The sequence below is a fragment of the Citrobacter sp. RHBSTW-00859 genome (assembly GCF_013729795.1).
Lineage (GTDB): Bacteria > Pseudomonadota > Gammaproteobacteria > Enterobacterales > Enterobacteriaceae > Citrobacter > Citrobacter braakii.
The window spans coordinates 2,393,191-2,414,759 of the sequence record NZ_CP056284.1 but is presented as its reverse complement, the minus strand read 5'-3'; the positions used below and the strand labels follow the sequence as shown (position 1 = coordinate 2,414,759).

20 protein-coding genes and 3 pseudogenes are annotated in these 21,569 nt (G+C 50.0%); 12 read left to right on the top strand and 11 right to left on the bottom strand.

What is annotated here, in order from left to right; translation table 11 throughout:
• Positions 1–111 precede the first annotated feature (111 nt).
• Positions 112–717: an FMN-dependent NADH-azoreductase gene (gene azoR / locus HV302_RS12060; protein WP_181627378.1), complete on the top strand. Its 606-nt coding sequence runs from the start codon at positions 112–114 to the stop codon at positions 715–717.
• Positions 718–760: 43 nt separating this feature from the next.
• Here azoR and HV302_RS12055 read toward each other — a convergent pair whose 3' ends face one another.
• From HV302_RS12055 to HV302_RS12040, 4 genes are all read right to left on the bottom strand, one after another.
• Positions 761–946, bottom strand: a complete 186-nt coding sequence (locus tag HV302_RS12055) for a hypothetical protein (protein ID WP_016153181.1) — start codon at positions 944–946, stop codon at positions 761–763.
• 127 nt (positions 947–1,073) lie between these two features.
• A complete protein-coding gene (locus tag HV302_RS12050; RefSeq protein WP_049041608.1) occupies positions 1,074–1,397 on the bottom strand; it encodes a YdbL family protein in 324 nt (107 codons plus the stop codon).
• Positions 1,398–1,404: 7 nt separating this feature from the next.
• Complete coding sequence (locus HV302_RS12045; RefSeq protein WP_016156612.1) at positions 1,405–1,596, bottom strand: YnbE family lipoprotein; 192 nt, start codon at positions 1,594–1,596, stop codon at positions 1,405–1,407.
• Positions 1,593–4,232 carry a YdbH family protein gene (locus HV302_RS12040; RefSeq protein ID WP_181627377.1) on the bottom strand — a complete coding sequence of 880 codons (2,640 nt, stop codon included), beginning with the start codon at positions 4,230–4,232 and terminating at the stop codon, positions 1,593–1,595. Before HV302_RS12040 ends, HV302_RS12045 begins: the two co-directional genes overlap by 4 nt.
• Positions 4,233–4,922: 690 nt before the next feature.
• Here HV302_RS12040 and HV302_RS12035 point away from each other — a divergent pair.
• Together HV302_RS12035 and hslJ are read left to right on the top strand one after the other, a co-directional pair.
• Positions 4,923–5,912, top strand: coding sequence for a 2-hydroxyacid dehydrogenase (locus HV302_RS12035; protein ID WP_003833196.1), 990 nt, complete (start codon positions 4,923–4,925; stop codon positions 5,910–5,912).
• A gap of 112 nt (positions 5,913–6,024) precedes the next feature.
• Positions 6,025–6,444, top strand: a complete 420-nt coding sequence (gene hslJ / locus HV302_RS12030) for a heat shock protein HslJ (RefSeq protein ID WP_046274558.1) — start codon at positions 6,025–6,027, stop codon at positions 6,442–6,444.
• Between the two features lie 13 nt (positions 6,445–6,457).
• Here the strand turns inward: hslJ and HV302_RS12025 are convergent, their stop codons facing one another.
• Positions 6,458–6,724, bottom strand: coding sequence for a putative hemolysin (locus HV302_RS12025; protein ID WP_003020360.1), 267 nt, complete (start codon positions 6,722–6,724; stop codon positions 6,458–6,460).
• 274 nt (positions 6,725–6,998) lie between these two features.
• Between HV302_RS12025 and nifJ the strand changes: the two are divergent.
• The 6 genes and pseudogenes from nifJ (at position 6,999) to HV302_RS11995 (ending at position 15,080) form a co-directional block, all read left to right on the top strand.
• A pseudogene (gene nifJ / locus HV302_RS12020) lies at positions 6,999–10,522 on the top strand (pyruvate:ferredoxin (flavodoxin) oxidoreductase).
• Positions 10,523–10,888: 366 nt separating this feature from the next.
• Positions 10,889–12,022 carry a porin OmpC gene (ompC, locus tag HV302_RS12015; protein WP_016156616.1) on the top strand — a complete coding sequence of 378 codons (1,134 nt, stop codon included), beginning with the start codon at positions 10,889–10,891 and terminating at the stop codon, positions 12,020–12,022.
• Positions 12,023–12,257: 235 nt separating this feature from the next.
• Positions 12,258–12,955, top strand: a protein-coding gene (locus HV302_RS12010) for an IS1 family transposase (RefSeq protein ID WP_223429336.1) whose coding sequence is annotated in 2 segments (ribosomal slippage) — positions 12,258–12,507 and positions 12,507–12,955 — 699 coding nt in all. Because the reading frame shifts where the segments join, the coding sequence is not laid out codon by codon here.
• A complete protein-coding gene (locus HV302_RS12005) occupies positions 12,948–13,157 on the top strand; it encodes a KTSC domain-containing protein (RefSeq protein WP_181627458.1) in 210 nt (69 codons plus the stop codon). The genes HV302_RS12010 and HV302_RS12005 overlap by 8 nt, the downstream gene beginning before the upstream one ends.
• An 81-nt stretch (positions 13,158–13,238) precedes the next feature.
• Entirely contained in the window at positions 13,239–13,673 is a 435-nt protein-coding gene (gene uspF, locus HV302_RS12000; protein ID WP_016153190.1) for a universal stress protein UspF, read from the top strand.
• Between the two features lie 516 nt (positions 13,674–14,189).
• On the top strand, positions 14,190–15,080 hold the full coding sequence (locus HV302_RS11995) for an EcsC family protein (RefSeq protein WP_094761301.1): 891 nt from the start codon (positions 14,190–14,192) through the stop codon (positions 15,078–15,080).
• Between the two features lie 154 nt (positions 15,081–15,234).
• On the opposite strand, the pseudogene HV302_RS11990 reads toward HV302_RS11995, so the two are convergent.
• Positions 15,235–15,410: pseudogene (locus tag HV302_RS11990) on the bottom strand (transposase); the annotation flags it as partial.
• Positions 15,411–15,538: 128 nt separating this feature from the next.
• Between HV302_RS11990 and HV302_RS11985 the strand changes: the two are divergent.
• Positions 15,539–16,650, top strand: a protein-coding gene (locus HV302_RS11985; RefSeq protein ID WP_181627376.1) for an IS3 family transposase whose coding sequence is annotated in 2 segments (ribosomal slippage) — positions 15,539–15,800 and positions 15,800–16,650 — 1,113 coding nt in all. Because the reading frame shifts where the segments join, the coding sequence is not laid out codon by codon here.
• Between the two features lie 212 nt (positions 16,651–16,862).
• Here HV302_RS11985 and HV302_RS11980 read toward each other — a convergent pair.
• From HV302_RS11980 to HV302_RS11970, 3 genes are all read right to left on the bottom strand, one after another.
• Complete coding sequence (locus tag HV302_RS11980) at positions 16,863–17,276, bottom strand: aegerolysin family protein (protein ID WP_065554835.1); 414 nt, start codon at positions 17,274–17,276, stop codon at positions 16,863–16,865.
• 568 nt (positions 17,277–17,844) lie between these two features.
• A complete protein-coding gene (gene yecR, locus HV302_RS11975) occupies positions 17,845–18,072 on the bottom strand; it encodes a YecR family lipoprotein (protein ID WP_233596267.1) in 228 nt (75 codons plus the stop codon).
• 208 nt (positions 18,073–18,280) lie between these two features.
• The gene (locus HV302_RS11970; protein WP_181627374.1) at positions 18,281–18,511 is read right to left on the bottom strand and encodes a hypothetical protein; all 231 of its coding nucleotides are present in this window, start codon (positions 18,509–18,511) and stop codon (positions 18,281–18,283) included.
• Positions 18,512–18,569: 58 nt separating this feature from the next.
• On the opposite strand from HV302_RS11970, the pseudogene HV302_RS11965 reads away from it, so the two are divergent.
• Both HV302_RS11965 and ttcA read left to right on the top strand, forming a co-directional pair.
• Positions 18,570–18,929 (top strand): annotated as a pseudogene (locus HV302_RS11965) (tyrosine-type recombinase/integrase); the annotation flags it as partial.
• A gap of 49 nt (positions 18,930–18,978) precedes the next feature.
• Positions 18,979–19,914 (top strand): tRNA 2-thiocytidine(32) synthetase TtcA, encoded by a 936-nt coding sequence (gene ttcA, locus HV302_RS11960; protein ID WP_016153195.1) that lies wholly within the window; start codon positions 18,979–18,981, stop codon positions 19,912–19,914.
• A 49-nt stretch (positions 19,915–19,963) separates the two neighbouring features.
• Here the strand turns inward: ttcA and dbpA are convergent, their stop codons facing one another.
• Complete coding sequence (gene dbpA, locus HV302_RS11955) at positions 19,964–21,337, bottom strand: ATP-dependent RNA helicase DbpA (RefSeq protein WP_104652046.1); 1,374 nt, start codon at positions 21,335–21,337, stop codon at positions 19,964–19,966.
• Between the two features lie 28 nt (positions 21,338–21,365).
• Positions 21,366–21,533, bottom strand: coding sequence for a proline-rich small protein YnaL (ynaL, locus tag HV302_RS11950; protein WP_016153197.1), 168 nt, complete (start codon positions 21,531–21,533; stop codon positions 21,366–21,368).
• Positions 21,534–21,569: the final 36 nt, after the last annotated feature.

The window sequence follows — 21,569 nt, the reverse complement described above, 5'->3', positions numbered from 1 at the left end:
AATTTCGAACATAGGATTCGATATATTGCGCTATCACTGCGACAGGATTGTGAATAAAGTGTCAACAAGCAACGGGGCATACCCCCTTCAAACACATAAAAGGAAACACCCATGAGCAAGGTATTAGTTCTTAAATCCAGTATTCTGGCAGGGTACTCTCAGTCTGGTCAGTTGTCTGATTATTTTGTTGAACAGTGGCGTGAAAAGCACTCCGCTGATGAAATCACCGTCCGTGACCTGGCTGCAAATCCTGTTCCGGTACTGGATGGCGAACTGGTGGGTGCGCTGCGCCCGAGCGATGCACCGCTGACACCGCGTCAGCAGGAAGCGCTGGCGTTGTCCGATGAGCTGATTGCTGAGCTGAAAGCGCATGATGTGATTGTTATCGCCGCGCCGATGTATAACTTCAACATCCCAACCCAGCTGAAAAACTATTTCGATCTGATTGCCCGTGCAGGTGTGACTTTCCGTTATACCGAGAAAGGTCCGGAAGGTCTGGTGACGGGTAAACGCGCAGTCGTATTGACCAGCCGTGGTGGTATCCATAAAGATACGCCGACCGACCTGATCACGCCGTATCTGAACTTATTCCTGGGCTTTATCGGCATCACCGACGTGAACGTCGTCTTTGCTGAAGGCATTGCGTACGGCCCGGAAGTGGCGTCCAAAGCGCAGTCCGATGCGAAAGCCGCTATCGACAGCGTCGTCGCTGCCTGATAATTCACCCTCTCACCATCCGGTGGGAGGGTTTCTCCAGCATTTACTTCTTTACCTGCACCTGTTTGCCGTGAATGCGGTTAATATCACGCCAGATGGTTGCATAATCTCTGCACTTCGCCAGATTCTCTTCCCAGCAATGCAGCAAAAATTGTTCTGGCTCGGCAACATCCCGGCTTAACAGCTTGAATATCCAACGATTCCAGACATACCACTTGAAAAGCCACATGATTTCACTCCGCAACGCGACCGGTGTTGAACTATATCAGCCTCAGTTTGATACCGTGTGGCAACTATTGCGATGTCGATGAATAAGTCAGCGTCGTGCCTCTCTGGTTGTGTGCAGAGAAGATTTATTATTTTCTCAACCACTTACCATTGATGCCCTGGACGTACTCCCCTGGTTTAGCCCGGGCGACCAGCTTTTGTCCGGCCATTTTCGCCACTTCATCTGGAGGAATGTTATTGCTCTCAGCCAGTTGCTGATAGCTGGCGCTGCGTGCTTTATTAATCTCACTCACCAGCGCCTGCGTTTCGGCGTCGGTTTGCAATGCCACCAGATAACCATTAAGCGTTTCGCCCACCCGCCCCTGGGATCTGGCTTCATTCAAGGTCAATGCCCACACATTGCCACTGAATAAACTCAATGCCACCAGGATCACTGCAAGCTGTTTTTTCATCGTGACCTCAGAACAAATCGCTGCGCGATTTTAATAAGCTCTCAACGTCTTTATCGACTTTGATATGGATCTCATGCTCGATCTTGACGTTCATATTAATAGTGATCGGCTCTTTAGGCGCAGCCACTTCGATTCTGGGTGTGCACCCGATCAGCAGAGATGAAGCCAGCAGACCCAGCATGGCAGCTATCGTTTTCATTGTTGTTCCTCACATTCCTTGCCTTCCGGGCAATGGGATTCTGGCAGCGCTGCATTTTGTTCAAGCCATGCCTGTAAATTGTCGCCAAAACGCAAACTACGCCATAGCGTAAAGACGTTTTCCTCATGGGTGTAATTCAAATTAACCGTCCCCACTTTGCCATCCACCCGGCTATTGCCAGTTACGGTTGCCTGCATGGTTAAGACACCGAGATTATCCAAATTTATTTTCGTCCAGGAATGGCTTATTTCCATATAACGCAGCCAGTTAATGGCCGCACCAGCGGCCATATTATCTTTGACGACGGCATCCGCCGTGTCTTTATCAATACGCAGCGTCATAGGTCCCGGGTTGGTCAGCCAGCCGTCTTTAATGATCCACTTTTCGTTATCCAGCCATAACGGCAACGCACCGCTGACCGGGCCAGACATGGCGAATTGCTTGGGATTAACCGCGCTGATAAGCTCGCTGGAAGAGATATTCTGCACCCGTAATAATGCCGGATCGTGCTGCGGCATCCGCAGTTGTTGCATGATGACTTTGCCCCCCAGCAGTTCGGCGCTGACATCGCTTAACAGTAACGGATTGTCTTCACTCCAGGGATACGCCCCCTGTAGATCGGCGGCGATATTTTTCACCGTCACCTGATTCACCACTTCCGCAATACGCAGTGAAATAGGTCCACGCGTACCCAGTTGCCATGCGCCTTCACTAAACCGGAAAGGCAACACAAAATCGACGCCATTAATTTGGTTATCGGGCATCCAGGCGCTACCGCCTTTTAATACCCCATGGCCGCCCGCTTCAAAGCCCTGTTCCGGGGCAGCGGAAAACGCAACCTGCGCATACAGTTCACCTTCACGTAGCTTCATTTTCCAGTCTGGTGGGATGAGAGGTTGGAATACGGTGAGCGATTGTTTTGGCCACCAGGCCTGTCCGCGCAGGCGGATCCCGTCCCAACGGCCATTTACCTGTACTGGACCTATCGCGCCCGCGTGAAGCTGGCCTTTAAACTGGAAAATCGTCGGGTCGGTGCCTTCCACGCTGAACTTCAAGGTTGACGGCGGTAACACGCTCCCCCCGGTAAAAGTGGTGTTCCCTGCGTCCTGCGACAGCGCGCCGCTAAACGTCGGTTTGTTGGCATCCCGTACCCAGATGATCGGCTCGTCCATCACCAGGCGTGGGTTTTCTACCTTCATGGTGCCGTATTGCAGGTGGTCAAATCCGGTGGAGAGATCAAAAAGCTTCAGGGTGTTGTCATGCCATTCGCCCTTACCCGCCACGTCCCAACGCGCATGCATTGGCGTAAAGCTGCCTTTGCCCCAGTACCGCCACTGCCAGCGACCCGCGTCAGGGAGAAAATCATTTGCCAGACCATCCAGATGCAATTCAAAACCGCCCATCTGGTTTTCATGCGCGCGCAATATAGCCTGCAGACGGCCATCTACGCCGCGCTGTGTTACTTTTACGCCCGCCAGCGGCCAGCGAATTTCGTCAATATCCAGCGAGTCAATCACCCGTCCACGCGAACGCAGCAGCGCTCCTGGCTCGAAAGTAAGCTGCGGGTCGTTCAGGCTTCCGGTGAGTCTGGCGGGTAATTTGGCGTAGAAGATCAGGTCACCCTGTTTCGCCTCGCCTATCAACTGTAACGGCATATCACTACTATCCACACCCAGCTTACCCGGCCCCAGCGTTAATACGGCGTTTCCTTTACCTGCATCGCCTTGGGTCAATATGTTCAGACGCCCGCTCACCACCGCATTTTCCAGCCCGGCCTGCCAGTTTTCAACTTTCATGCCCAACCGCCCGCTGAGCGGGAATCCCTGATAAGGCCAGTTCCAGCGACCGTCGCTGATGGTTAATTGCTGACGGGTTATTTCCCACGGAAGATCGAGCAACGGATCGGCATTATCCCGCGCCATGACGATCAGTTGTCCGCTGTTTTCTTGCCACTCCAGTTCGGCGTCCACCAGTGAGGGCTCCTGCGGCAAGCTCAGAGTAGCAACCGCATGACCGCTCACCGGTAGTCCATCAGGAACCAGTGGCATGGTAAATTCACCGACCAGTTTTACCGGCGGTTGCCCTTCAAACGCGGCTATATCCAGCTCATTTACCGTGAGATTTTGCCCGTGCAGACGCCCCTGGAATTTCACTTTTTCACCCTGGTAGCGCAGTTGCTGGGTCGATGGCGTTAGCGAGAGAGACAGTTTTCCCTGCCACTCCTGCCAGGGGGAGAGAATAACTTTGTCGATGTTAATCCAGGTATTGGGCAGCATCGATTGCCATTCAGCCAGCGTTTTGGGCGCTGCCGGAGACGCTTCTGTCTGCGGTAATTTAGCCAGGCAAGCGGAATCCAGCTCAATTGTCCCGACATTGAGCAACCAGCGGCTGGGATGAGAAAGATCGGCCTGAGTAATGCGCGCTAGCGGGCAATCATCGACCAGATAACGGAGTTCCGGAATATGCAGCCCATGCCGTGTCAGCCGAGGGCTCTCATCCAGCGCGATGCGCGTGCCAACAGGTAACCAGACGCCCACCAGCGTAGGAACCCACAGGCCAAGCGTCATCACCAACGTCAGCGGCACGAGAATCAATAATAAGAGAAGTGCCAGAGCGGCTTTATATTTACCCTTCATGGGTAGTTAATATCCTGATTTAGCGAAAATTTAAGCCGGTTTAGGCCAGTATTGTGGCATGTTTAACAGGATATGCCCACATTAAGAATAAATTCCCATGAAGTATATGCACTATTTATTAATCAACGGGAATCAATAAAATAATAATTAATTCAATAATATAGTGCATTATTTTATATGGCACGCTGTTACACGTGCCGTCGGGAATATAAAGAACTCAGACTCAATGAGGCCTCAGTTCTCCATCGCTATGTTTAGGTCCTAAACGACCAGCTTCTATCAGAATTTCCTCAATGAGCTCTTCGAGGCACTCTCTACCATGATGATCGCAGACCAGATGTACCTGCCGGGAAATCTCCTCAGGTTTCATACCATCACATAATGCCGCCTTAAGCATTAAGGTGGCCCATCGCTTTGCTTCAGAGTGAGTTAACATGACCCCTCCCGATATTTGCTACCTGTATAAGCGTAGCTGTCTGGATGTGATTCGGCTGGCTTTTTACCTGCATCGATTACGGGTATTGAGTTGGACGGAAAAATATCCAGTTGTTGAAATTGAGTAACCTGCCCACACTAACAACAGATGCGCTGAAATTATTCATTACGCCTATGACTATCAATAACTTTTTAGATTTTGTAAAATAATTTGAATTGGATTAATGTGACGTCAAAATCACTGGAGAAAGTCTTATGAAACTCGCCATCTATAGTACAAAACAGTACGACAAGAAGTATCTGCAGCAGGTTAACGAGGCTTTTGGTTTTGAACTTGAATTCTTTGACTTTCTGCTGACGGAGAAAACAGCCAAAACAGCCCATGGCTGTGAAGCTGTCTGTATCTTCGTCAACGACGATGGCAGCCGCCCGGTTCTGGAAGAGCTGAAAAAGCATGGCGTGAAATATATTGCGCTGCGTTGCGCCGGCTTCAATAACGTCGATCTCGACGCGGCAAAAGAACTCGGCCTGCAGGTCGTCCGTGTGCCAGCCTATTCACCGGAAGCCGTCGCTGAACATGCGATTGGCATGATGATGACGTTGAATCGCCGTATTCACCGCGCCTATCAGCGTACTCGTGATGCCAACTTCTCTCTTGAGGGGCTGACCGGCTTTACCATGTATGGCAAAACGGCTGGGGTGATCGGTACCGGTAAGATTGGGATTGCGGCACTGCGGATCCTGAAAGGTTTTGGGATGCGCCTGCTGGCGTTTGATCCCTACCCAAGCGCTGCCGCACTGGAGTTAGGCGTTGAATATGTCGATCTTAAAACGCTGTTCGCGGAGTCCGATGTCATCTCCCTGCACTGTCCGTTAACGCCGGAGAATTATCACCTGCTCAATCACGAAGCCTTTGAGCAAATGAAAAATGGCGTGATGGTTATTAACACCAGCCGCGGGGCATTGATCGATTCACAAGCCGCTATCGATGCGCTGAAAAACCAGAAAATTGGTTCTCTGGGTATGGACGTGTATGAAAACGAACGCGACCTGTTCTTTGAAGATAAATCCAATGACGTGATTCAGGATGATGTGTTCCGCCGCCTGTCGGCCTGTCATAACGTGCTGTTCACCGGTCACCAGGCGTTCCTGACGGCCGAAGCATTGACCAGCATTTCTGAGACCACGCTGCAGAATCTGGCACAGATATCCAAAGGCGAAACCTGTCCAAACGCCCTCTTCTAATCCCTGTGCTCCCCTGGATTCAGGGGGGCATTTTCAGATAATCACCGATGCTAAAATCTTCAGTATCATTATTATATTGAATATATTCCCGTCACAAACGTAGAGAAATTGAATGAAAAAAGTTGTCACGTTGATTGCGCTCAGCATGCTGATGGCTGGCTGTGTGAGCAATGGAAAAGTTTCCGTCAATCGCGAACAGTTGCAGCATCACCGCTTCGTTTTGCAGAGCGTGAATGGTAAAGCCGTCACCGTCGCTAATAACCAACCTGAATTGAGTTTTGGCGAAAACATGACGGTATCGGGAAAGATGTGTAATCAATTCCACGGTCAGGGCAAACTGTCCGACGGCGAGTTGAAGGTTAAAGATATGGCGATGACACGCATGATGTGCGCCGATCCGCAGCTTAACGCGCTCGACGGGATCGTCAGCGACATGTTTAAGCAAGGCGCACAGGTCGATCTGACTGCTGACCAGTTAACACTGGCGACAGCAGAACAAACGCTGACGTATAAACTCGCGGATTTAATGTAGGAAACGCGGTGGCTTAATAGTTGCCACAGCTTCCGGCGGCAAGCGACTGCTCACTACAGCGTTTGCCGTTGGGTAACGCACACATTCCGATAGCTGAACCATCAAGCTGACGGGCAACGGAGAGCGAACCACCAATCATGGCGCAATTAGCTTCTCCAGAACTGGACATTGCGGCCTTCATCCCCGGTGCGACATGCGCGGCGGTTGCCTGCTGAACAGGTTCACTACTACAAGCCGATAATAATAACGCGGCACACCCTACCCAAAACGCTGCGCGCATCTTACTCCCCTCTGAATATTAACCAAACGACACAGCCATAAATAATAGGCAGCGGAAACACCGCCGTCGAGAGGCAATATGCGCATTTATGCGCACTGTTTACATTTTCTGGCAATTTTTTGGCTGCTCCTTTGATCAAACCATTCATTCTGTTTATTCGGGGGACACAAAAGCGAAAATCTGTCTTTAGCGCTTTTGCTAAACTAAAAGGATAACTACAGGATTCGCCGCTGTTACGCGTGTCCCTTTTTTTGCGCAATGTAAGGGTGTCAGTATGATCACAATTGACGGTAATGGTGCGGTTGCTTCGGTCGCATTTCGTACCAGCGAGGTTATCGCCATCTACCCGATTACGCCCAGTTCGACGATGGCTGAACAGGCGGATGCCTGGGCCGGGAACGGGCTTAAAAACGTGTGGGGGGATACCCCTCGTGTCGTAGAAATGCAGTCGGAAGGCGGTGCGATAGCGACCGTTCACGGCGCGTTGCAGACCGGTGCGCTCTCTACGTCGTTTACTTCATCGCAGGGCCTGTTGCTGATGATCCCGACGCTGTACAAACTGGCCGGTCAGTTGACTCCGTTTGTGCTGCACGTTGCGGCACGTACGATTGCCACTCACGCATTATCCATCTTTGGCGATCATTCCGACGTGATGGCGGTGCGCCAGACGGGATGCGCAATGCTGTGCGCCAGCAGCGTTCAGGAAGCACAAGACTTTGCGCTAATTTCGCAAATGGCCACCCTGAAAAGCCGGGTCCCGTTTATTCATTTCTTTGATGGTTTTCGCACATCGCATGAAATCAATAAAATAGTGCCGCTGGCCGATGACACAATCCTCGGGCTGATGCCGCAGGCGGAAATTGATGCTCACCGCGCGCGCGCACTCAACCCAGAGCATCCGGTTATTCGCGGTACGTCTGCGAACCCGGACACCTACTTCCAGTCACGCGAAGCAACAAACCCGTGGTACAACGCGGTTTACGATCACGTAGAACAGGCGATGAACGATTTCGCTGCTGCGACGGGCCGTCAGTACCAGCCATTTGAATACTACGGTCATCCGCAGGCAGAACGCGTCATTATTTTGATGGGCTCGGCGATTGGAACCAGTGAAGAAGTCGTCGAAGAGCTGCTGGCACGCGGCGAGAAAGTTGCGTTCTGAAAGTGCGTCTGTTCCGCCCATTCTCTGCCAGACATTTACTGCGCGCCCTGCCGGAAACGGTACGGAGCATCGCCGTCCTGGATCGCACCAAAGAGCCCGGCGCGCAAGCTGAACCGTTGTATCTGGATGTAATGACCGCGCTGGCGGAAGCCTTTAACTGCGGCGAACGAGAAACGCTACCGCGGGTGATTGGCGGGCGTTATGGCCTTTCTTCCAAAGAGTTTGGCCCGGACTGCGTCATGGCGGTCTTTAATGAGCTGAGTAGCGCGAAGCCGAAATCTCGCTTTACGGTCGGTATTTATGATGATGTCACCAACCTGTCGCTACCGTTACCGGAAAACACCCTGCCCGGTACCGCGAAGCTCGAGGCACTGTTTTACGGTCTGGGCAGTGACGGTAGCGTGTCGGCCACCAAAAACAACATCAAGATTATCGGTAACTCTACGCCGTGGTATGCGCAGGGTTATTTCGTCTATGACTCGAAAAAAGCAGGCGGTCTGACGGTTTCTCACCTGCGCGTTAGTGAACAACCTATTCGCTCAGCGTATCTGGTGTCGCAAGCCGATTTTGTTGGTTGTCACCAGTTGCAATTTATCGATAAGTATCAGATGGCTGAGCGCCTGAAACCTGGCGGTATATTCCTGCTTAATACCCCGTACAGTGTGGATGAAGTCTGGACACGTCTGCCGCAGGAAGTTCAGGCTGTTCTGAATCAGAAGAAAGCGCGTTTCTACGTGATTAATGCGGCCAAAATCGCCCGCGAGTGCGGTCTGGCTGCACGTATTAACACCGTTATGCAGATGGCGTTCTTCCATCTAACGCAAATCTTACCAGGCGACAGCGCTCTGGCTGAATTGCAGGGTGCGATTGCGAAAAGCTATAGCAGCAAAGGGCAGGATCTGGTTGAACGTAACTGGCAGGCGCTGGCCCTGGCGCGTGAATCCGTCGCCGAAGTGGCGCTTCAGCCAGTTGATCCACATAGCGCTAATCGCCCACCGGTGGTTTCTGATGCCGCACCTGATTTCGTGAAAACCGTCACCGCGGCGATGCTCGCCGGTCTGGGCGATGCCCTCCCCGTTTCAGCGCTGCCGCCAGACGGCACCTGGCCGATGGGCACCACGCGTTGGGAAAAACGCAATATCGCTGAAGAGATCCCCATCTGGAAAGAAGAGCTGTGTACCCAGTGTAACCACTGCGTAGCCGCTTGCCCGCACTCGGCTATCCGCGCCAAAGTGGTTTCACCAGAAGCGATGGAAAATGCCCCTGCCAGCCTGCATTCTCTGGATGTGAAATCACGCGATATGCGCGGTCAGAAATATGTCCTGCAGGTTGCGCCAGAGGATTGCACCGGGTGTAATCTGTGCGTCGAAGTATGCCCGGCGAAAGATCGCCAGAACCCGGAGATCAAGGCCATCAATATGATGTCGCGCCTTGAGCACGTGGAAGAAGAAAAAGTTAACTATGACTACTTCCTCAATCTGCCGGAAATCGATCGCACTAAACTGGAACGCATTGATATTCGTACCTCGCAGTTGATAACACCGCTGTTTGAGTACTCTGGTGCCTGCTCTGGCTGTGGTGAAACGCCGTATATCAAATTGCTTACGCAGTTGTACGGCGACCGTATGCTGATCGCCAATGCGACCGGCTGTTCATCAATTTATGGCGGTAACCTGCCCTCAACGCCTTATACCACCGACGCCAATGGTCGCGGGCCTGCGTGGGCAAACTCCCTGTTTGAGGATAACGCCGAGTTTGGGCTGGGCTTCCGCCTGACGGTGGATCAGCACCGTGTACGCGTCATGCGTTTAGTGGAACAGTTTGCTGATAACATTCCGGCTGAACTGAATGACGCCCTGCACGCTGAAGCTACGCCAGAGGTGCGCCGTGAGCAAGTTGCAGCACTGCGCCAGCACCTGAAAGATGTCGACGGCGCACAGCAGTTGTTAACCGATGCCGATGCGCTGGTCGAGAAATCTATCTGGCTGATTGGCGGTGATGGCTGGGCTTACGATATTGGTTTTGGGGGACTGGATCACGTCCTGAGCCTGACCGAGAACGTCAATATTTTGGTACTGGATACCCAGTGTTACTCCAATACAGGCGGACAAGCGTCGAAAGCTACACCGCTCGGGGCCGTCACTAAATTTGGTGAGCATGGCAAGCGCAAAGCTCGCAAAGATCTTGGCGTCAGTATGATGATGTACGGGCACGTATATGTTGCACAAATCTCTCTGGGCGCGCAGTTGAACCAGACGGTGAAAGCTATCCAGGAAGCGGAGGCCTATCCAGGTCCGTCGCTGATTATCGCCTATAGCCCATGTGAAGAGCATGGTTACGATCTCGCATTAAGCCATGATCAGATGCGTCAGCTCACGGCAACCGGGTTCTGGCCGCTGTACCGCTTTGATCCACGTCGAGCAGATGAAGGTAAGCTGCCGCTGGCGCTGGACTCTCGCCCACCGTCAGACGCCCTGGCCGAAACATTGCTTAACGAGCAGCGCTTCCGTCGCCTGAATGCCCAACAGCCAGAAGTCGCAGAACAGCTCTGGAAAGACGCCGCAGCCGATCTGCAAAAACGCTACGACTTCCTTGCGCAGTTGGCTGGAAAAGCGGAAAAGAGCGGTACCGAGTAATGCTTTTATCTCAGTATTAACCTGGAACCCAAAAAAAAAGCCCGAACAGTTGTTCGGGCTTGTCAATTTATTCGCTGGCTAATTAATAATAGCTATCAATACGTCAACGAAAAATAAAACGTGACAATAAAGGCATATAACACGCGCAGAATAGCCCAACACACTTAAATTGTATAATTTTTATTTTATATATTTACCAACAATACATTCACCACAATTATCACCATTTCCGTAGAATTATTTCTTTAAGGTTTTACTTAAGGCGTAACAATTCATATTTATCCCTTTACGGAACTTCTCCTTTAGCATGCTTTTACTCCCTACATGGGTAGTCACAGGTTAATAAAAAACTAAAGGATTATTTCAATGAACAGAAAAGTACTGGCTCTCGTAATTCCTGCCCTGCTGGCTGCAGGCGCTGCTCACGCTGCTGAAGTTTATAATAAAGACGGCAACAAATTAGATCTCTATGGCAAAGTAGACGGCCTGCATTATTTCTCTGATGACGCTAACAGTGATGGCGATCAGACTTATATGCGTATGGGCTTCAAAGGCGAAACTCAGGTTAACGATATGATTACCGGTTACGGCCAGTGGGAATATCAGGTTCAGGCTAACGGCACCGAAGGTGATAAAGGCGACTCCTGGACTCGTCTGGCATTCGCAGGTATTAAAGTCGGCGACTACGGCTCATTCGACTACGGCCGTAACTACGGCGTAATGTACGACGTTGAAGGCTGGACCGATATGCTGCCGGAATTCGGTGGCGACTCTTACACCAAAGCAGACAACTTCATGACCGGTCGTGCGAACGGCGTGGCGACCTACCGTAATACCGACTTCTTTGGTCTGGTTGACGGTCTGAACGTGGCGTTGCAGTATCAGGGCGCGAACGAAAATCAGTCACCAGAGCAGGAAGGCACCAATAACGGTGGCGACGATCGTAACATGAAGAACTCCAACGGTGACGGCTTCGGTATCTCCTCGACCTACGATTTGGGGATGGGTGTAAGCTTCGGTGCAGCATACACCTCTTCTGACCGTACTAACGAGCAGGTTAACGATTCTACGGCGGGCGGTGATAAAGCTGACGCGTGGACAGTCGGTCTGAAATACGACGCGAACAACATCTACCTGGCAACCATGTACTCCGAAACCCGCAACATGACCCCTTATGGTGGCTCAAACGGTAGTGATAATACGATTGCCAACAAAACTCAGAACTTTGAAGTGACTGCGCAATACCAGTTCGACTTCGGTCTGCGTCCGGAAGTGTCTTTCCTGATGTCTAAAGGTAAGGATCTGGGTGTAAACGGATCTGATGGCGACCAGGATCTGGTGAAATATGCATCCGTTGGCGCTACTTACTACTTCAACAAAAACTTCTCCACCTATGTTGATTACAAAATCAACCTGCTGGATGAAGATAAAAACTTCTACAGCCAAAACGACATCTCTACCGATGACGTAGTAGCACTGGGTATGGTTTACCAGTTCTAATCCGTCAGCCCGCTGGCAACAGCGGGCTCTCTTTATGTTCTAACAATTCTGTTTTATCCAGATCAAAACATTATATCTGTTGCGCTAAAACACATCTTTGATAGATGATATCTTGCATTAAGACCTGTAGTAGAGGATACCTGCAATGAATCATCATCCTGTAAAATCATCCCGTATTGCGGTGATGCTGCCAACTTACTGATTTAGTGTATGATGGTGTTTTTGAGGTGCTCCAGTGGCTTCTGTTTCTATCAGCTGTCCCTCCTGTTCAGCTACTGACGGGGTGGTGCGTAACGGCAAAAGCACTGCCGGACATCAGCGCTATCTCTGCTCTCACTGCCGTAAAACATGGCAACTGCAGTTCACTTACACCGCTTCTCAACCCGGTACGCACCAGAAAATCATTGATATGGCCATGAATGGCGTTGGATGCCGGGCAACCGCCCGCATTATGGGCGTTGGCCTCAACACGATTTTACGTCACTTAAAAAACTCAGGCCGCAGTCGGTAACCTCGCGCATACAGCCGGGCAGTGACGTCATCGTCTGCGCGGAAATGGACGAACAGTGGGGCTACGTCGGTGCTAAATCACGTCAGCGCTGGCTGTTTTACGCGTATGACAGGATACGGAGGACGGTTGTGGCGCACGTCTTCGGTGAACGCACTCTGGCCACACTGGAGCGTCTTCTGAGCCTGCTGTCGGCCTTTGAGGTCGTGGTATGGATGACGGATGGCTGGCCGCTGTATGAATCCCGCCTGAAGGGAAAGCTGCACGTAATCAGCAAGCGTTACACTCAGCGCATTGAGCGACATAACCTGAATCTGAGACAACATCTGGCAAGGCTGGGACGGAAGTCACTGTCGTTCTCAAAATCGGTGGAGCTGCATGACAAGGTCATCGGGCATTATCTGAACATAAAACACTATCAGTAAGTTGGAGTCATTACCCCGTATTGCATCCGTCGGCTATGACGAATCCTCCCGTACGCTAGAAATTCGCTTTCACCAGTTGTCTACTCTGCAATATCAGCATGTCCCTGCTCGTATTTTTCGTGATTTCCTGAGCGTCGTTTCTAAAGGTCGATTTTACGATGGAGTAATAAAAGGAAAGTTTCCTGAAATAAAAATAAAGTGATGCCAAAATGTGATCTTTGTCATTGTACATAAAGTGCCATTACGCGGTAAGCTTTGGGTGGATACTTAAACAGGAGGTTTTATGAACAGAACGATTCTTGTACCCATCGATATTTCAGACTCAGAATTAACTCAACGTGTTATTGCCCATGTTGAAGCAGAGGCAAAAATTGACGATGCACAGGTTCATTTTTTGACCGTAATTCCGTCACTGCCCTATTATGCTTCCCTGGGATTGGCCTACTCGGCAGAGTTACCGGCCATGGAAGATCTGAAAGCCGAAGCAAAATCTCAACTGGAAGAGATTATCAAGAAGTTCAATATCCCAACGGACAGAGTGCACGTTCATGTCACAGAAGGTGCGCCAAAAGATAAGATTCTGGAGATGGCCAAAAAATTACCGGCTGATATGGTCATTATTGCCTCACATCGACCTGACATCACTACCTACCTGCTGGGGTCTAACGCCGCAGCCGTGGTGCGTCATGCGGAGTGTTCGGTACTGGTAGTCCGCTAAGCTGTCTGGCCCGCACATCGCTGCGGGCTTTTTGTTTCTACCTGTTATACCCCACGATTCCTGTCCTAAATGTGCTGACATTTTTCCCGCTTATCCGTACCATACACGCCACAGTTTTTATATCAGACTTCTTTTGCCGGACTATCCGGCGTGATGCATACTCTTCTGATGCCACACTATGAATTGAGCCTCTATTAAATGTCTCAAAATCAAGATATTAGTTGGGATAAACCGCCACTCATTAATACTCTCGTTTAGACTGCAGCCACCAGCAAAATGTTTAAACCACTCACCCAGCTAGTCCAGCCAATATGACGCAGCATTACATGCCTAATCTTAAGTATTCTTTTCCATCAACTAACCTCACCATTCTGTATGATTCTTAGCCTCCTCCTTTGCTTTTGCCGTCTGTTTTCAAAAGGACTTAAAAATACTCATCTACACATTTTTATTGCCGATAACTTTAGTATCAAACTCACGTCATAAAATACTGATGGCCGGCAGGCGAGGAATAACATGAAACTGATCAATTACGATAAAAATGCACTTCAGCAAATCCACGACTGGAAAAACCCACAACGCGGTTTTCTGGCTAAATCATTTGATTTAATCAGTAAACCTCTTAACAGCGCCGGAGAGTTGATGCTTTCTACACCGGTCGTCGGCGAAGCCATTCAATCTTCTGTGCAGGGTCTGGTGGGAGTCTGTAACGATGCCGCACTGTGGTCAGTGCGACCAGAGGCGATTTTCGAAGAGTTCCGTAATGACGGGCATGTCCACATCAATCGATATGAAGATATTGAAACGTTGCGTCTTGAGGACATCGATAAAACCGTTGGCTGGCTGGCAGCTAAGTATAAGGGCATCGCACTGGCGGAAGGTGCAGGCACGGGCATGATGGGGATTGCAGGGATGGCTATCGATATACCTACTCTCATTACATTGAATCTACGAGCCATTGGCGAATATGCGACGTATTACGGTTTTGATATCACCCGTCAAGAAGAACGACTTTTTGCCTTTAATATTTTGGGGCTATCTTCTGCTTCATCGACTATGGCGAAAAATGTCGCCATGGCACAACTGGTAAAAATATCGCAACAGGTCGCCAAGAAAGTGGTCTGGGAAGAGTTGGAAAAACAAGTGTTTGTGAAGATTATTAAGCAGATTGCCAACAGTCTTGGGATTCGACTCACCAAAGCAAAACTAGCTCAAACGATTCCCGTCGCAGGCGCGGCCGTTGGTGGAGGTTATAACGCCTATTTCACCAGTAACGTCTGCGAAGCGTCCTACCATCTATATCGTGAGCGCTTCCTGGCGATGAAATACGATCCGTCTGTGATTGATCTCACGGTAAAGCCTGCGGATGATTTTTTCCCCGGCGACGGCGATCCGGTTTTCGAATGAGCAGAATATCCTCCGGCATAGCCGGAGGTTTTTCTGATACGCCTATCAGGCTCTCTTACCAGCCGCGTCCTAACAGGCGCATACGATCTGACATTTGCATCAAACTTAGTTAATTACGGCCCGTAAACGGGCTATCCGGATACGAGAGTTATAACTGCGCATACAACATCAGACTGCTTTCCCCTTTCAGATCTCCCATAAAGCCGGATACGCTCATCTTCGGTAGGATTTCCAGAAGTATATGGATGTGATCCGCACACATTCTGCTTCTAGAACATTCACACTTCTCTATTCGCACAGCTTTCTTAAGATGCTGCCAATCGCTTTACGGAACCTCCAGCCTAGCTGGAGGTTTTCTGTGCACAATGAAAAAGGCCGCTGTAAGTATCCCGCGTAATCGTGCCATTCACATTTAGAGATCATCCGGCATAATCAATCTGCCAACGAAGGAGATCGCTATGCGTAAAGCCCGTTTTACTGAGCATCAGATCATCGCTGTGATTAAGTCGGTTGAAGCCGGACGAACTGTTAAAGATGTCTGCCGGGAGACCGGTATCTCTGAAGCCACCTACTACAACTGGAAGTCCAGATACGGCGGCATGGAGGCTTCTGATATTAAAAAGATCAAGGATCTTGAGGACGAGAACCGACGTCTCAAACAGATGTTTGCCGACCTGAGCCTTGAGAACCGGGCGCTGAAAGACGTTATCGAAAAAAAACTTTAAAACCAGCCTTTAAGCGTGAGCTGGTCACTCATCTGATAACGACATTTGGACTCAGTATCCGTCAGGCCTGCCGGAGTCTGAACCTGAGCAGAACGGTTTACCATTACCGTCCGGATACCACGCGTGACGAACCCGTTATTGTCGCGTTGCAGGCAGTGGCAGAGCGATATCCACGATACGGTTTTCCAAAACTTTTCCAGGTTCTGAGGCGGCAGGGACACCCGTGGAACCACAAAAGGATCCACCGTATTTATTGTCTGCTGAAGCTGAATTTTCGCCGTAACGGCAAACAGCGGTTGCCGGTGCGTAATCCCTCGCCACTGGCCACGCCGGAAGCGCTGAACCAGAGCTGGTCTGTCGATTTTATGCATGATGCCCTGGTCTGTGGCCGTCGTTTTCGCACGTTCAATGTCGTTGATGACTTTAACCGTGAGGCGTTGTCGATTGAAATCGATCTGAATCTGCCAGCTCAGCGAGTGGTCCGTGTACTCGACAGGATCGCGGCAAATCGCGGGTATCCGGTCATGCTGCGCATGGATAATGGTCCGGAATTTATCTCTCTGGCACTGGCTGAATGGGCAGAGAAACATGCAGTAAAACTGGAATTTATCCAGCCAGGTAAGCCGACGCAGAACGCTTTCATTGAGCGCTTTAACCGGACATACCGTACAGAAATACTCGATTTTTATCTGTTCAGAACGCTGAATGAAGTGCGGGAAATCACGGAGAAATGGTTGTCAGAATATAACTGTGAACGCCCGCATGAATCACTGAACAATATGACACCGGAGGAATACCGACAGCACCATTATTTGGCCGGGATCTCAAAAAATGCATGGAACTAAAACGGGTCTATTTACAGCAGACGCGTATTTGAATAAAAACCCCGTCAGCGCGGGGAGTGGATTGCTACTTTGTTTTTCTGCAAATCCCACAGATTGGATTTAACGACCAGACTAGAAAGTTGATGGTTAACTAGGGGTTTACGGAAAGCAGATATGAAAAAACCCCGGCGAATACCAGGGCCTATATTAATTTAATCAAGTTAAAGATAGTATTATCGGATTTTCACAACAGTAAGCGTTATATTACCTAACGCACCAGAGTCAACGTTACCGCCTTCAACTTGTACAACATATTTATTAGAGGCACTTGTATATTCTTTCTTATTGGTCTTTTTCCCCCAAGGGCAATCCCAATAAAAGCGGCCAATTTTTTCAGGGCCATTATACATAACGAAACTGCCCTCAGTGCCAACAGCAGCATCTGAACGCCCACATGCGCAGATCGTGGCCTCATCGGCAGTCGAAGAGCTGGTAATCACCATTGCATTTATTCTATCTGGTGATAACTCCTGATCTTTATTTCCTAGTTTATAAAATTTTCCACTATCGTGTGATGCGTTTCTAATGGATACGGATTGTCCTTCAGCGACAACTATTTTAATTTCTGCCCATTGAGCGTAAGCCATAATTCATCCTTAATTTTCATTGGAATATAAAATAATTTATCGTTACTCGACTGTATCGACGAATAATTAGTACCATTTAGATGGTGTTAAATTTGTGACAAACCACTCAATTTCAGACTTAACCAAAAATATCCACCAGCCATTTATACATATATTGACAAAAAGCAACCTGTAAATTTGGAACACAAAACAACCAAATTTATTTATTTCAAAAATATAACAATAGATTCAATTAATATTGTGAATAACTATATCAAGTCAAGCCACATTATATTTAACATGGTATACATGAAGAATAACTCTCTGAAAAAAAACTGAAGCCAGGAGTTTTTTGCACACCTTGCAAACCGACGATGTGACAGGGGTACTGGTGCAATGCACCTCGCGAATACTCCTATCGTATCGCCGGAAAGCAAAAACCCCGCGCTGGCGGGGTTCTCGTTGTGTTTAAATTGTTCGCTTAGCGCCGCTGCCATCATGGCGCAGCTCTGCCAAGCATATATAAATCATCCACTTTACTGGCCCGTTTTCAACGTTTTTTCTAGAATAAACACTTATTACTAATTTTTTAGTTCTGCGAGGCCTTGCCTCCCGTGCACTGATACTCAATATAGACATCCGCCTGCCTGCACCCCATAGGGCCAGGATCTGTGCATTGTGACGTTTGGCCACCGAATGCCTCGGCCCCCTCGTACCCCCAAATCCTGCACTTTTGTGCCGCCAGGGATTGCCCCTGCGTCATATCAACATTCGCCTTTTCAAATGCTCCGTAGCTATCACCAACGTGATAGCCCATTCTAATTGTCCCGTCGGCTTTGCTCCCACCGACAGGCGTCATCTGTTTTTGAACGGTGCAGCCGGATAGCGCTAAAATACACAAACAACACAATGATATTTTTTTCATGATAAACCCTATTCATTTTAGGTTTTTTCATGATGAGCCATGAGTTTAGGGAAACATACTGCTACTCGCTGTTTTAGGATTACGTTTACCCGGTTCCTGGTTAGCGTTTATCAGTACGCAACTGACGACGAGCCTCCAGATACACCCGCGCTCCGAATATCTCAACGCACCAGCGCACGCGCTTGCGGGCCTCGTCTGCTGTCAGCCAGGGCGCAATCTGCTGAATATTCCGGGTCAGGTCCGAAATTTTTTTTCTCGTCGTGTAGTAGCTCGCACCAATAATATAAACCGGATCATTCTGTTCGAACGCCTCCAGCACGCACTGCTCCATAAAATCTGCATCATCGTCCGCTAACGCCTCGTTGAGAATACTAACTAGCGCTTTTGCGCACCCTAAGACAAAAATAATCTTTCACCATCGTGAATATGGCGCTACCGGGATCCAGAAAGTGCACTTTGTTTTCATGCCCAGGATGCGCAAGGGAGAACAAAAACCCTACTACTCTATGAGTAGCATAGGTGCCAGATGGAACGCTGCTGTAAAACGTGCTGGTATTCGTCGCCGTAATCCGTACCATACGCGGCATACTTTTGCTTGCTGGCTGTTATCGGCTGGAGCGAACCCATCATTTATAGCTAATCAGATGGGGCATGAAAACGCGCAGATGGTATACGAAATTTACAGTGCATGGATTGAAGAACTGAACAGCGAACAGGTGAAAATGCTCAACGCCAAACTTGCCCTGTAAAAAAATTTTGCCCCTTATATGCCCCTTTTGGAGTCAGAGACAGTAAATAATGCAAGAAAATCAACAAGTTACAAAGAAAGAACAATACAACCTGAACAAATTGCAAAAACGTCTGCGCCGTAACGTGGGCGAAGCGATTGCCGACTTCAATATGATCGAAGACGGCGATCGCATTATGGTGTGCCTTTCCGGGGGGAAAGACAGCTATACCATGCTGGAGATCCTGCGTAATTTGCAGCAAAGCGCCCCGATCAGTTTTTCCTTAGTTGCGGTTAACCTCGATCAGAAACAACCTGGCTTCCCGGAGCACATTCTGCCGGAGTATCTGGAGCAACTGGGCGTTGAGTATAAGATTGTCGAAGAAAACACCTACGGGATCGTCAAAGATAAAATCCCTGAAGGCAAAACGACCTGCTCGCTCTGCTCTCGCCTGCGTCGCGGCATTCTGTACCGCACGGCAACTGAGTTAGGTGCCACCAAGATTGCGCTCGGTCACCATCGCGACGATATCCTGCAAACGCTGTTCTTAAACATGTTCTACGGCGGGAAGATGAAAGGTATGCCACCGAAGCTGATGAGCGATGACGGTAAACATATCGTTATCCGTCCGCTGGCATACTGCCGTGAGAAAGATATTGAGCGTTTCTCCGAAGCGAAAGGTTTCCCGATTATTCCATGTAATCTGTGCGGCTCACAGCCTAACCTGCAGCGTCAGGTCATTGCCGATATGCTGCGCGACTGGGACAAACGCTATCCAGGGCGTATTGAAACCATGTTCAGCGCAATGCAGAACGTTGTACCTTCACATCTTAGCGATATCAATCTGTTCGATTTTAAAGGTATCAGGCACGGTTCAGAGGTTGTGGACGGCGGTGATTTAGCGTTCGATCGTGAAGAGATCCCGCTGCAGCCTGCGGGCTGGCAGCCAGAAGAAGATGATGCTCAACTGGATGAGCTGCGCCTGAACGTCGTGGAAGTGAAGTAAGTCGATAGTTCCGGATAAGCGGAGCGCCATCAGGCGCTCCGACGAGTGGTTATTTCAATAACCGAACCCGGCAAGTCTTGCCTTTTATCTTACCGTTTTGCAATTGCTTCCATGCCTTATGCGCTACAGTCTGGCGAACAGCGACATAGACATGCGCCGGATGAACGGCAATTTTGCCGATATCGGCGCCTTCCAGACCAATATCACCGGTCAGCGCGCCGAGAACATCGCCGGGACGCATTTTAGCCTTTTTACCGCCATCAATGCATAACGTCGCCATCTCAGCTTCCAGCGGCAGGATTGGGCCGTTAGCTGGGGCTGGCAGCCAGTTCAGCTTCAGTTGCAGCATTTCAGAAAGAATATTGGCCCGCTGCGCTTCTTCCGGTGCACAGAAGCTAATCGCCAGACCACTGTTGCCGGCACGCGCGGTACGTCCGATACGATGGACGTGGACTTCCGGATCCCACGCCAGTTCGAAGTTAACCACCAGCTCAAGTGATTTAATATCCAGACCACGCGCGGCCACATCGGTAGCAACCAGAATGCGCGCGCTGCCGTTGGCAAAACGTACCAGCGTCTGATCGCGATCGCGCTGCTCAAGATCGCCATGCAGTGAGAGCGCGCTTTGCCCCGCCGCATTCAGTGCGTCACACACGGCCTGACAATCTTTTTTGGTATTACAAAAAACTACGCATGATGCAGGTTGATGCTGACTGAGCAATTTTTGCAGCAGCGGAATTTTGCCATGGCTGGAAGTTTCGAAAAACTGCTGCTCAATCGCCGGCAGCGCGTCAACGGTATCAATTTCGATCGTTAATGGATTTTGTTGCACCCGGCCACTAATGGCGGCAATGGCTTCAGGCCAGGTCGCAGAAAACAGTAAGGTCTGACGCGAAGCTGGCGCAAAGCGAATGACATCATCAATCGCATCGCTAAAGCCCATATCCAGCATGCGATCGGCTTCATCCATCACCAGCGTATTCAGGGCATCCAGAGAAACAGTGCCTTTTTGCAGATGGTCGAGTAAACGCCCTGGCGTTGCGACAATAATATGTGGCGCATGCTGCAGGGAGTCACGCTGTGCGCCAAAGGGCTGCCCACCGCACAACGTTAAGATCTTGGTGTTAGGCAGAAAGCGCGCTAAGCGACGCAGCTCACCCGCCACCTGGTCAGCAAGCTCGCGCGTTGGGCACAGCACCAGGGACTGCGTCTGAAACAGCGCGACATCAACATGCTGTAATAATCCAAGACCAAAAGCCGCCGTTTTGCCACTGCCGGTTTTAGCCTGCACGCGAACATCTTTCCCCGCCAGAATTGCCGGTAACGCAGCAGCCTGAACAGGCGTCATTTCAAGATAACCCAGCTCGTTAAGATTCTCGAGTTGGGCAGCAGGTAAAACATTCAGGGTTGAAAAAGCGGTCACAATTTAATCTCGCGGTAAAAACTCACAATCAGCAGGCGCGTATCCTCGCAGATCTGCGCCCGCGATGCGACAATTTAATCGGCTCTTCATCCGGTGGCGGATCCGGCATTGGCTGCGGACGAGGTATGGGATCGGGAATGGGAACCGGGTCGGTCGGTAGCGAATCAGTGTGCGGCGTTGCAATCAGACAGTTCATATACCCCTCCAGTTATTCAGGTTGGCTCTTTTAGGG

Bases quoted from the DNA above. Each gene is read 5' to 3' on its own strand.
- HV302_RS12050 (WP_049041608.1), bottom strand. From the start codon at position 1,397: ATGAAAAAACAGCTTGCAGTGATCCTGGTGGCATTGAGTTTATTCAGT.
- HV302_RS12025 (WP_003020360.1), bottom strand. From the start codon at position 6,724: ATGCGCGCAGCGTTTTGGGTAGGGTGTGCCGCGTTATTATTATCGGCT.
- HV302_RS12035 (WP_003833196.1), top strand. From the start codon at position 4,923: ATGAAACTCGCCATCTATAGTACAAAACAGTACGACAAGAAGTATCTG.
- HV302_RS11980 (WP_065554835.1), bottom strand. From the start codon at position 17,276: ATGGCTTACGCTCAATGGGCAGAAATTAAAATAGTTGTCGCTGAAGGA.
- HV302_RS12055 (WP_016153181.1), bottom strand. From the start codon at position 946: ATGTGGCTTTTCAAGTGGTATGTCTGGAATCGTTGGATATTCAAGCTG.
- ttcA (WP_016153195.1), top strand. From the start codon at position 18,979: ATGCAAGAAAATCAACAAGTTACAAAGAAAGAACAATACAACCTGAAC.
- hslJ (WP_046274558.1), top strand. From the start codon at position 6,025: ATGAAAAAAGTTGTCACGTTGATTGCGCTCAGCATGCTGATGGCTGGC.
- ompC (WP_016156616.1), top strand. From the start codon at position 10,889: ATGAACAGAAAAGTACTGGCTCTCGTAATTCCTGCCCTGCTGGCTGCA.
- HV302_RS11970 (WP_181627374.1), bottom strand. From the start codon at position 18,511: ATGGAGCAGTGCGTGCTGGAGGCGTTCGAACAGAATGATCCGGTTTAT.
- ynaL (WP_016153197.1), bottom strand. From the start codon at position 21,533: ATGAACTGTCTGATTGCAACGCCGCACACTGATTCGCTACCGACCGAC.
- HV302_RS12045 (WP_016156612.1), bottom strand. From the start codon at position 1,596: ATGAAAACGATAGCTGCCATGCTGGGTCTGCTGGCTTCATCTCTGCTG.
- uspF (WP_016153190.1), top strand. From the start codon at position 13,239: ATGAACAGAACGATTCTTGTACCCATCGATATTTCAGACTCAGAATTA.
- azoR (WP_181627378.1), top strand. From the start codon at position 112: ATGAGCAAGGTATTAGTTCTTAAATCCAGTATTCTGGCAGGGTACTCT.
- yecR (WP_233596267.1), bottom strand. From the start codon at position 18,072: ATGGGCTATCACGTTGGTGATAGCTACGGAGCATTTGAAAAGGCGAAT.
- HV302_RS12040 (WP_181627377.1), bottom strand. From the start codon at position 4,232: ATGAAGGGTAAATATAAAGCCGCTCTGGCACTTCTCTTATTATTGATT.
- HV302_RS11995 (WP_094761301.1), top strand. From the start codon at position 14,190: ATGAAACTGATCAATTACGATAAAAATGCACTTCAGCAAATCCACGAC.